The organism is Bifidobacterium jacchi (genome assembly GCF_009078285.1).
GTDB lineage: Bacteria > Actinomycetota > Actinomycetes > Actinomycetales > Bifidobacteriaceae > Bifidobacterium > Bifidobacterium jacchi.
This window is the reverse complement of sequence record NZ_RQSP01000059.1, coordinates 1-11955: the sequence shown is the minus strand read 5'-3', so window position 1 is coordinate 11955 and position 11955 is coordinate 1. Positions and strand designations below refer to the sequence as shown.

General features: G+C 66.5%; 6 protein-coding genes. 3 read left to right on the top strand and 3 right to left on the bottom strand.

The genetic code is table 11. From position 1 onward, the window contains the following. Nucleotides 1-287: 287 nt before the first annotated feature. Nucleotides 288-1091, bottom strand: coding sequence for an energy-coupling factor ABC transporter ATP-binding protein (locus EHS19_RS09845; RefSeq protein ID WP_151917592.1), 804 nt, complete (start codon nt 1089-1091; stop codon nt 288-290). Between the two features lie 127 nt (nt 1092-1218). Continuing rightward, nucleotides 1219-3561 (bottom strand): glycosyltransferase, encoded by a 2343-nt coding sequence (locus EHS19_RS09840; protein ID WP_338325053.1) that lies wholly within the window; start codon nt 3559-3561, stop codon nt 1219-1221. 335 nt (nt 3562-3896) lie between these two features. Here EHS19_RS09840 and EHS19_RS09835 point away from each other — a divergent pair, with 335 nt between their 5' ends. From EHS19_RS09835 to EHS19_RS09825, 3 genes are all read left to right on the top strand, one after another. Beyond that, nucleotides 3897-7364: a tetratricopeptide repeat protein gene (locus tag EHS19_RS09835; RefSeq protein WP_241677208.1), complete on the top strand. Its 3468-nt coding sequence runs from the start codon at nt 3897-3899 to the stop codon at nt 7362-7364. A 91-nt stretch (nt 7365-7455) separates the two neighbouring features. Then, on the top strand, nt 7456-10233 hold the full coding sequence (ligA, locus tag EHS19_RS09830; protein ID WP_151917590.1) for an NAD-dependent DNA ligase LigA: 2778 nt from the start codon (nt 7456-7458) through the stop codon (nt 10231-10233). A 145-nt stretch (nt 10234-10378) separates the two neighbouring features. Further along, complete coding sequence (locus tag EHS19_RS09825; RefSeq protein ID WP_241677207.1) at nt 10379-11509, top strand: Mrp/NBP35 family ATP-binding protein; 1131 nt, start codon at nt 10379-10381, stop codon at nt 11507-11509. 261 nt (nt 11510-11770) lie between these two features. Here EHS19_RS09825 and EHS19_RS11105 read toward each other — a convergent pair. After that, nucleotides 11771-11955 (bottom strand): hypothetical protein (locus EHS19_RS11105; RefSeq protein WP_206666357.1); only part of this gene is annotated, 185 nt, incomplete at its 5' end.

Genomic DNA, 11955 nt, shown 5'->3' with positions numbered 1-11955 from the left:
GCACACGATCGTGTAAATGTACGTTGCGTGCACACGATGGGTTTGGCTTTACATACGTGGTATGCACGCGATCGGCGGCGTGGGGCGACCGGGAGAGGGCGAGTCACCCTCTGCATGTACGTGGTATGCACACGATCATCATCGAGGCGCCCCGACGAAAGGTCCCTCGCTCCTCATGGCGTGTGTCTATGGTGTGCGTCAATGACGACGTGCGCCATAGACAAACGGTGAGACTCTGCCCCTGCAGTCGGCCGGCACCATCCCACCACATAGTGCGGCGGCAGAGCTCAGCCCTTCGTAGCCGCGTATTTGCTGCGGATGAGATCGGTATAGAACGCCGCAGCCTCCTCGGGCGTGCCGTCGAAGACGATCTTATGGTCGTCAAGCACCAGCGTGCGGTCGATCGCGTATTCCTTGCGCTGAATCAGATCGATGTCATGCGTGGCGAACACCACCTGCTTGTCGTAGCTGAATAGGGCTCGTGCCACATGCGCCGAACCGATCTCGTCCAGCCCTTTGGTCGGCTCGTCGGCGATGATCGCGGATGGTGAGAAGCTCAGCGCCGAGGCGATGGCCAGCAGATGCCGCTTCTCGCTGTCGAGCGAGCTTGCCGGCTGATGCGCCACGCCGGTCAGATCGAAGTGCGCGAACAGGTTGCCGACGATCGCGTGACGCTCAGATTCAGGCACCTTGTGCTTGCGCAGCGGCAGGTCGATCGCCTCGCGGATGTTCTTGGCCTGATAGTACGCATTGGGGATCTCCTCACGTCGGACCTTGCCGACGAGGTCCTCCACGCGCTTGAGATCGCGCTTGTTCGAAGGGTCAAGCGTCTCGTCGCCGGCGCCGATCGTCACCGTGCCCTCGGTGGCGGCGAGCGCGCCGTCGAGCAGTTTGAGCAGTGTCGTCTTGCCGGAGCCATTGAGGCCGATCACGGCCACACGGCGCGTATCGGCATCGATGGTCAGCGTCGTGGGCTCCAGTCCCACATTGCCGCCGTCATAGACGTGACCGGCCTGCTCCAGCGAAAACGTCAGGGCATGAGGACGCGGCGATGCCGGCTTACGGGAGGAAAGGAAATCGAAAAGACCCATGCCTTCATTGTAGACGGACGGCCGGTCGTCCGTCCCGACGTGCCGTTGTCGTTTGCAGCGTCGTCCGTGTCGCCGTCCGAATCCTCGGACGAATCCGCGGCGATGATGCTGTGATTTCAAGCCGGTTTCAGAGGATGAACCACGAACGCACGCTGAAGAACAGCTGGGGATCGTTGTTGATCATGGCATCCTGCCGACCGATGACGAACGCGGAAAGGAAGCCGATGATGAGCGTCGCGGCGAGCAGCATCATCAGGACGCTTCGTCCCAGCAGACGCCGCAGGCGTGCGCCTTGCGGGTGCGCGCCGAACGTCGTGTCGGCCGGCATCGAGGCGTGCCGTGAATCGCCGACTCGTTCCGCTCCGTCGCCGAGCGCGACGATTGCCGGCATCGCCGCCAATGCGATCAGCCATCCGAAATCGGTCATGTATCGCCATCCCAATCCGGCCTCGTAGGCGTCGAACAGCAGCAGTGCGGCCGCGAGCGCGAGCGCGGCGACCAGCATGCGCCGCGTCGGTGCGGCGATGCGGCGACGCAGCCGGGGTGCAGCCAGTGCGACGGCCGGCAGCAGCATCGGAAACAGGATGAACAGTCCGCCGACGAGCGGCTCGGCGAATCCCCATGTCGTCAGCGGGGTCGGATTGACGCCCAGCCACGGGAACGAGTCGGTCACACGCAGCGGCAGCAGCAGATAGTAGCCGATCGTCGCCGGCAGATTGGCGAGCGGCTGACGGAATCTCGTCATGTCGGTGACGGTGATCTGATAGTCGCTGCCGAAGTCGGTCGGCGAGCCGAAGCGCACCGCATTGTATGCCAGCAGCGGCATGACGACCAGTGCTGCCGGCGCGAGCACGGCGGCGATGGGAACGCATGCGTGACGATACGACATGCGTCGGGCGGCAAGATCGGCGAACAATGCTCGGATGTGCCGCCAGAACAGCGGTATGCCGAGCAGTGCGGCGGTCGCGAATGTCGGGCGGCAGCCTGCGTTCGCGGCGATGCACAACGCGCCCGCGGCCAAGTGCGGTAGCGACAGGGCGGTTTCGCTCCGGTCGTTCGCCCGCCACAGATGCCGTTGCATGATGCCGCCGGCCTTCGCCGTGCGTTCGGCGCCCAGCCACAGCCACAGTCCGAGGAATGTCAGCAGCATCGACGCGGCGAACGGCACCGAATAGAAGTTCATCCGAAACCACAGGTATCCCGCGTTCGATCCGAGCAGCAGCGTGGCGACGGCCATCGACGCGGCGGCGAGTGAGGCGTGCGGGGCGAGGCGATGCACCAGACGGATCGTCAGCAGCACGCCGAAGACCAGTACGCCGAACAGCAGCGCGAGCATCGCGGCGCCGGTCGGCAGCATGAGCGGGCGCCCCGCCGCCGCCGATGCGATCGCCTGATAGGGGGCGAACAGCAGCAGTGCCGGCAGCACGCCGAAATACGAATACCACCGGTCGTTGAGGAACGCGTAATCCCAGTAGATCGGCGTCACGCCCTCGGTGAGCAGACGGTCGCGCACAGCGGGATCGTACGGATTCGATGCCGAGGCGAACTCGTCGGGAACCGGCAGATCGAGCCACGCATGGCCGTGCAGCAGCGCGTCGGCCGCGTGCGCGTACTGGTCGAAATCATAGGTGTACGAGCCCGGCGCGTGGAACACGAGCGGCCACGCGCCGCGAATGTGCAGCACGATCGACCAGATCGTGTAGATCGCCGCCGGGGTCAGCAGCAGCGCGAGTGCCAGGCGCTGCCGTCGGCTTGCCGGATTCAGCCGGATCGACCACAGCCGCGAACCCGGCCGCCATGCCGCGGCCAGCAGAGCGATCGCGGCCATGCCTGCGAGACGCAGCGGCTCCACGTGAAACGGCACCTTGACGTTGGCACGGACCGCGTCCAGAGGCACGACGGTCCCCTTCGCCTCGACGATCCACACGCGGATGGTGCTTTGCGCGTCCACGCGAAGGTAGAGCGATCGCGCGGTGCCTGTCGACACCAGCTGCATGCGGCCGACGTGTCCGTCGCCGTCCGCGCGCAGCGTGAAGGCGGTGCGCAGTTTCGGATTCGTCGTCGCATTGTCTGCCGCCGCGGCGATCACGGACGGCTGCGAGGCGTCGACCCGCGCGTATCGGGACGTGCCGTCGGCCTTCACGTCCATATAGGCGCGCGTCGGGTCGACGACGGTGAGCATGCCGTCGGTCCGTCTCATCAGTCCTGCGCCGAGCGCATTGGCGACGGACGCGCTGTCGGTGCTTGCGCCAAGCGTGCGCCAGAACGGCAGGTTGAATGCGACGCATTCGATCAGCAGGATCGCGACGAGCATGACGGCTGCGGCGACGACGCCGCGCTGCGCGTTGCCGCGGCATTGCGCGTTGCCGCTGCGCTGCGTATCGCTGGTGCGCTTCGCGTCGCCGTCGCGCTTCGCGCTGCCGTCGTGCTTCGCGCTGCCGGCGCGGACGGGGATGAGGGGATCGGACACGCCCATCATTGTAGCGGCAGCCGCGGCGCGGACGTCGGAGGGCCGCGTCGGGGCGCGCTGCGTGCGTGTCGGGTCGTGTCGGGTCGCGTCAAACGCGCGGATTCGCGCACTATTTGCTCAGGGCGCATCATTCGTCATGTCAACGCGGGCCGCATACAATACCGGATATGTCCACTTATTCCTCGCGATCCTCCAGGCGGCGCGACCATCGGCCGGCACGTCACGGCATCGGCGGCGACGCCGACCGTGGCCGGTTCATGCTCGACGCGCTGCGACGCTCCCTCGCCGCGTTCAATCCGTTCTCCGCGCACCGCGGCGACGACGCCGGAAAGGACATGCCCGACATGCTCGCCAAACAGGCGGTGACGCTTGGTCGGCTCGTCAAACGTCGCATCTACGACGATCTGACATGGCCGGGAACGAAGCTGCGGTTCGGCTGGGCTCAGCTTGATGGCCGCCGGGAGCCGGCGCTGGCGCTGGGCGTGTTCTCCGACCGCGATCGGTTCGCGCAGATCGCGCTCGCCGACGAGCGAGGACGGGTGTTCGCGGGCGGCGAGACCGACATGGACACGGACGGTCTCGAACCGCGCTTCCTGTTCGGCAAGGAAAGCAGGCTGCGTCTGCCCGACGGCACGCGGTTCGGCCATGTCGCCGCCGATCCCGGGCGCATGCTCGACGTGATCGAAGGCGGCATGGTCGGCCGGGAACAGTCGGGCCGCATGTGCTGGCTCGCATCATGGCTCAAGACCGGCGGACGCTACACGATCGAACAGGTGCGCATGCCGCTGCCGCGCGAACTGCGATACGACCTCGAATATCGCGACGCGATCGCTGTCGGCTTCTTCGCCGCATACTTCATCCCCGCCATCGAGGGGCTGCTGTTCGGCTTCGGGTCCGGCAACATCTTCCGCCGACTCAACCGCGAGGCCCCGATGGGGGCCATCCGCCGCTGTCTGCGCGACATGCTCGACGCGAAGGCGCATGGCATGCGCGCCTCCGGTCTGGAGGAGCATTTCGCCGATCTCATGCACGAGGCCGGCGCCCTTGACGACGTGCCCGGACTCGCCGCAGTCCACGGCGCCGAGCCGCTTCACCCGTACACGTCATCGTATTCCGGCAACTACTTCTTCACCTGGGACACCGATCTCGCATTCGCCGACGTGCTGCGCACGCTGCGCATCGAAGGCAACCTCAACCGGTTCACGGCGGTGAGCGCATGGCTGGAACGCAACGCCCGCATCGGATGCCGTCCGACCGAGAACGACGTGACCCGCGCCCAGGCGGCGCGCATCGACCGCAGACTGCTGGACAATCCGGCGCTCGCCGCGCTCAGAACCGACGAATCCGCGGAGCGGCACGTCGATCTCGACGATGGGGCCGCCGCAATAGGCCGTCTCATGGACGAGGCGCGCAGGCAGGCGCGTCAGATCGCCGCATCCAGCGTGGACCCGTTCGCATCCGGCGACTCTGCGGCGGCGGCTGCGGCGGCATCCGCGGATGCGGTGTCGGATGACGAGTGGACGTATCGTCAGACGATGTCGGTGCTGCTGCGTCGGCTGCGGCTGCCCTACCGGTTCGACGTGGAATTCCGGTCGAATCTCAACGGCGGCGATGCCGCGGTCGCCTTCACTGCGGCGGGTGCCTCGCTCATGCCCTCCACCCGATACGACGAGACGCGCGGCGACTGGGTGACGTTGACGGACACGCAGCGGGCGACGATGGGAGCCGAATACAATCTGCGCGTCGGCCTGATCATGGCGGCGCTCGCATTCGCCGCCAACGACCGGGTTCGCCGCGTGTCGTTGCATATCGATTCGATCGGTCTGGAGGAGGCCATCGCCGAGCAGAACTCGGCCATCGAGGAGGTGCTCAGCCGGGTGGTGCGCACGTTCGAGCGCATGGGCGGCGTCGGTGCCGGCTACAGTGGCTCGAAATCCGATCCCAAGGACGGCGATGTGCATGGCGATACCGCATTGTCATCCATGGCACGGCATGGCGAGGGCGCCGCGATCGGCGACGGCGTGGATGGCGACGGTGGCGGTGCTGGTGACGGTGCTGTTGGCGGTGGTGCAGATGTCGCCGATCGCGGTGTTGGCGGCGGCGCTGACGGCATTGCTGATGACGCTGGCGCGGATCGCGACGCCGTTCACGGAACGCGGGAGGCGGCGGGCGGCGATGCCGCCGGCAGTACAGTTGGCGATGGCGATGATGGCGACGATTCGATCGACAGCCGATTCGCCGATCTCATGCAGGGCATCGACTTCGACGAAACGGCGTTCAACGTGCCTCAGGGCGATCAGGACGGGCTTTCCGACATCACCTACGCCGGCACGTCCGAGGATGTCCCGTTCGCCTCGATCGATGATCTGAACGCCCTTGCGTCCGGTGAGACGCAGGAGGGGAGCGAGAATGACGGCGACGGCGCGCGTGCCGATGCCGCAGGCGGCGACGGCGGCGCAAACCCGCTCGCACAGCTGCGGCGCAATCCCACCGTGCGCACGCTGGTGACCGTGACCTTCACCCGCGAGGCGTTTCTGGCGCGCATGGGCCATGACGGGCTCGCCCACCCGGCGCACACGTACGAGATGTTCGACGCCACGATGGAGCGGGATGGGATGGGGGCGCTCAAGCCGACCGAGGCGTCCTTCGACCTTCGCGACGCGCGCTTCGCCCCGGCCGGCGCCCAGGAGGAACCCGAACTGTCGGATACGACGTTCGATCCGGCTGTGGCGCGCGTGCTCGGCACGCCGGACGCCGCAGGGCTGTCCATACAACGCGCCGACCTGCTGCAGCGTGCGGTCGCCGAATTCCACCGTCTCGCCGCGGACTCGGACATGCCGTCGGTGCTCAAGGCGAGGGCGGCGATGGCGCTCGTCAACCGCATCGCGGACCCCGAGCTGACGGAACTGGCGCCCAAGGCCACAAGCGCCCTGATCGACGGCGAGGACACGCCGGATTTCGTGTTCGATCTGACGCGGAACCTCAACAGGGAGCGGCTCAAGGCGCGTGACCTGCTGTTCTCCGGCCAGGTGGATCAGGCGATCGAGACGATCGGCACGCAGGTGGATCGTCTCGACGCCATGTTCGCGGCCGGCCCCAACGTGCCCCGCTATTTCAACTCGTATGCGGAGCGCGTGATCTACAATCGCATGTTCGCGATCAGCGGCGAGCGTACCGTGCTCATCCCCGATGATCTGTTCTACGCGCACATGGAGCTGGCCGACGTGCTCTCCCAGATCAAAGGCGCCAAGGCGGCGCTCGCCCATCTCAACGCGATGGTCGCCTATGCGCCCGCATACCCGCTGTCGCACATGAAGCTGGCCATCCAGCTCGGCCGCATGGAGGACTGGGATTCGGCGCGGGCGGCGTGCCTCAACGCGCTGCAGGTGTCGCTGGACCGCGACGATGCCGCCTTCGCCTACTACCGTCTCGCCTACGCGGAGTGGATGCGCGACCATTTCGACGTGGCCGTGGCGGCCTACATCATGAGCGACCATATCGCACCCGGGCAGATCGGCGCGTTGGAATCGGAGCTGCGCGAGCTGATGACGCGCGCCGACTCGCAGTGCATTCCGGTTCCTGACGGCGTCGAGTCGGCCGCGGAAACGCTGACGAGTCACGATATTCCCGTCTGGCCGCACACCCAGGCGTCCACGATCGTGCGCCGTGCGGCACGCGTATGCGTGGACGGGGGATTGTTCGTTCCGGCACGCACGCTATCGGTGGCATGCGCGCGCATGAATGACGATGACGGCGGCATCGACGTGGTGCAGACGCAGTTCCTGCGGTCGCTCAACGCTTGAGCGGCGGCGGTTACGGCAGCGGCGCGGCCGCAACGACGATGGTTACAACGGCGGCGGTTACGGGAGACGGGAAAGCAAAGCGGGAAAGCATATGAATGATACGAATGAGCAGTTGGCATGGGATTTCGACGCGCCGACCGGCGACAAGGGCGACGGGAACGATGCGAGCGGCGTGAATGGCGGCGATGCGGGCGCGATCGCACTGGTCCCGGACGAGGGCATCCATCGCTTCGCACCAGGCAGCACCGCGTGGATCGCCGCATTGCAACCGAACGACGACGATGCGATGCGGCTCGACAGGCTGGATGTCGATGCGATGAGCGCGGAGGCCGCGGCCCGTCTTTGGGCGCGAGTCGCCGCATGGGTCGAATCCGATCAGATCGCCTACTACATCGATGACTCGCCGGTCTCCTCCGACGCCGCCTACGACGCGCGCCTGCGATGCCTGCAGCGGTTGGAGGCGGCGTTCCCGTCCCTCGACACGCCGCAGTCGCCGACCCACCGCGTCGGAGGCACGTTCTCGAACGATTTCGCCTCCGTGCGTCATCCCTCGCGCATGATGAGCCTCGACGACGTGTTCTCGATCGAGGAGCTGCGCGACTGGTACGACGGCGTGCGCCGGGATCTCGACTGGCCGGACGGCAAGCCGCTGCCGATGAGCTGCGAGGTCAAGATCGACGGACTCGCCCTGAACCTGATCTACCGCAACGGCGTGCTCGAACAGGGGCTGACGCGCGGCGATGGCGTCACCGGCGAGGACATCACGCTCAATGTGCGCACGATCGGCTCCATTCCGGCGAATCTGGGCGGACCGAGCGAGGATGTTCCCGAATTCGTGGAGATTCGCGGCGAGGTGTTCATGCGATGGGACGATTTCCGCGCGCTCAACGCCGAGCAGGAGGATGCGGGCCGCGCTCCCTTCGCCAATCCGCGCAACGCGGCAGCCGGATCATTGCGGCAGAAGGATCCGCGCATCACCGCGACGAGACGGCTCAGCTTCTATGCGCACGGCATCGGCACGCTGCGTTGGGGTGCGGGCCGCGCCGCCGGCTCGCACGATGCGGTCGACGATCAGTCCGAGGCCTACGCGCTGTACGCCAAGTGGGGCGTGCCGATCTCGCCGCACAATCGCAAGGTGTCGACGTTCCGGGAAGTCCTCGACATGATCGACTACTACGGCGAGCATCGCGGCGATATCGAGCATGCGCTCGATGGCATCGTCGTCAAGGTCGACGATCTGGGTCTTCAGCGCGCTCTGGGCGCTACCTCCCGCGCGCCACGATGGGCGATCGCCTACAAGTATCCGCCCGAGGAGGTCAACACCGAACTGCTTGACATCACCGTGCAGGTCGGACGAACCGGCCGCGTGACGCCGGTCGCGGTGCTCAGACCCGTGTATGTGGCCGGCTCGACCGTGGCCCGCACCACGTTGCACAACCCCTTTGAAGTCAAGCGCAAGGGCGTGCTCATCGGCGACACGGTCGTCGTGCGCAAGGCGGGCGATGTGATCCCCGAACTCGTCGGTCCGGTGCTGGAACGTCGTCGCGGGCGTGAAGCGACGCTGCGCGAATTCGTCATGCCGACGCACTGCCCGTCGTGCGGCGCGCTGCTCGCTCCGGCCAAGGAGGGCGACAAGGACATCCGCTGCCCGAACGTGGAAAGTTGCCCTGCGCAGCTGACCGAACGCATCATCAACCTCGCCTCGCGCAAGGCGTTCGACATCGAGCATCTCGGCGACCAGTCGGCCGTCGCGCTGACCAATCCCGAGGAGAACCGCCCCGATTCGGTCGCCACCTATGCGCCGAACATGACCGAGATTCTCGTCAAGCCCGGCGAGGAACCTGAACCGTATGAGCCGGCTCCGGGATTGCAGCTGCCGCCGGTGCAGACACCGGTGCTGGGGTCCGAGGCCGGACTGTTTTCGCTTGACGCCGCCGATCTGCGCGACGTGCGCGTGTGGCGCGAAGCCGCGATCATCGAAGTGCACGAGACGCGCGACGCCGACGGGCACGTCAGAAAGGTACGCAAGCGCGTAGGAGGCTCCGGCCTGTGGCATCAGGTCCCCGCGTTCTGGACCGCTCCCGCGGCGGCGAGAAAGCTCACCGCCAGGCAGGTCGCGGCGCGCGATGCGGCGGCCGGTCCATCCGATTTGCCTGATTTCCCCGATTTCCCCGACTATGATGTGCCGGCGGACGCGGTGATCGTCCGGGTCGAGCATAGACGCGCGCGCAACGGCACCACGAGCGACGTGCCGATCATCAGCCGACCGGGCGAGAACACGCGCAAGATGTTCGACGAGATGGACAAGGCCCGGCACGCCGACCTGTGGCGCGTGCTCGTCGCGTTGTCGATACGCCGGCTCGGCCCGCCCACCGCGCGCCTGATCGCATCCGCGTTCGGCTCGCTGGAGGCAATCGAACGGGCGAGCGCCGAGGAACTGACGCAGATCGACGGCGTGGGGCCTGAGATCGCGCAATCCGTGGTGCACTGGTTCGCCGAGGCGCGCGAGCCCGGCAATTGGCGCGGCGCGGTGCTCGACGCATGGAAGGCCGCCGGCGTGGGCGTTGGTGCCGCCGAGGTGAGCGATCTGCCACAGACGCTGGCTGGCAAAACCGTGGTCGTGACCGGCTCCCTGGAGGGATTCTCGCGTGATTCCGCCAAGGAGGCGATCATCGCGCGCGGCGGCAAGGCGGCCGGATCGGTGAGCAAAAAGACCGATTGGGTCGTCGTCGGTGCGAACGCCGGTTCCAAGGCCACCAAGGCCGAGGAGCTCGGTATCCCCATGCTCGACGAACAGGGATTCGTGCAGTTGCTCCAGACCGGCTCCGCGCCCGCAGGCGCCTCCGCAGGAGAGGGCACGTCTGTGTGAGCGACGCCGCGGCCGAAAGCGCCGCCGTCGAAGCGGCTGACGGGATGGTTTGACGCAGATCCGCAGATCCTAGGAACCGGCACCGACCTCTGGCATGCCGCGCGATCGCACGCTAGTGTGGTATCGGCAGAACAGGAGGACCACCATGACAGCAGACACGACCGATACGCAGCGGATCGAGGCGGCGGTCTATGACCGGCTCAGTCGCGTCATCGACCCGGAACTGGGCAGATCCGTCACCGATCTGGGCATGATCGCGGCGATTCATGCGACGCCGGCCGGCGCGCCTGGAGCGGCCGACGCCTTTGACGTGACCGTTCAGGTCGAACTCACCGTGCCGGGGTGCCCCCTGTCCGAAACGATCACCAATCAGATCAACGGCGCGGTCACGTCGTATCCGAACGCCACGCTCACCCCGCACATCGAGGTCACGTCGATGAGCCGTGACAAGCTCGCCGATCTCGTCGCCGACCTCAAGGCGGAGCGCAGGCAGAATCCGTTCACCAAGCCGTCGGTCAAGACCCGCATCTTCGCGATCGCGTCCGGCAAGGGAGGCGTCGGCAAATCGTCTCTCACCGCGAACCTGGCCGCCACGTTCGCCGCGTTGGGCTATGACACCGCAGCCATCGACGCGGACATCTACGGCTTCTCGCTGCCGAAGCTGTTCGGCGTCCACACCCAGCCGACCAATCTCAACGGCATGCTCATGCCGGTGACCGCGTGGGGCGTCAAGCTCATTTCGATCGGCATGTTCGCCGGAGCCGACCGTGCGATTCTGTGGCGTGGCCCGCGTTTGCAGCGTTCACTGGAGCAGTTCCTCTCCGATGTGTGGTGGGGGGAGCCGGACGTTCTGCTGCTTGATCTTGCGCCCGGCACCGGCGACATGGCGATCTCCGTGGCGCAGGCGCTGCCGAACGCCGAGCTCGTCGTCGTCACCACGCCTCAGCCAAGCGCGTCCGACGTGGCGGTGCGCTCCGGTCTGGTTGCGCTGCAGGTGCCGATGAAGGTGCGTGGCGTGGTCGAGAACATGAGCTGGTATGAGCACCGTGGCGAACGGCTGGAGATCTTCGGGCATGGCGGCGGCGAGCGCGTGAGCGAACAGCTGACCGAAGCGCTCGGCTACGATGTTCCGCTGATGGCGCAGCTGCCGTTGGAACCCGAACTGCGTGAGACGGGGGAGGCCGGTCGTCCGGCCGTTCTCGATGCCGACGGCGCATTGCGCACGGACGGAATCGGACGATCGTTCCGTTCGCTCGCCGAACGGCTTATGCGGTGATCGATCAAGCCCTCGGACCGGCTTTCCTGGCTGGGGCGAGGGACTCCCGGCATTGTGATCAACTGACTTGTGATCAGCTGACTTGTGATCAACGGCTTTCAACAGACTCAAAGCGGCCGATCTGTCACGCGGCGGCGAAAACGTCGTTTTTTGCGTCGCGTGGCACGCGGTGCCACGCGGGCTCGACTTGGCTTGATGAGAAAACAGTGGAATTCCGCCGTTTTGTGATCATGTGACTCGATGGTGTGCCGCCGTGTGCCGCTACGGTCTGTCACGCGGCGACGAAAACGTCGTTTTTTGCGTCGCGTGGCACGTGCGGAGCTTGCCATAGGCGGTTTCGATGCGGCGCGAGGCGTGCGACGGGCGCATATCGTCCGTAACTGCGCGCGATCTCGACGTCCCCGCGCAGTTACGGACGATTCCACCGCCGTTTTCGTCCATAACTG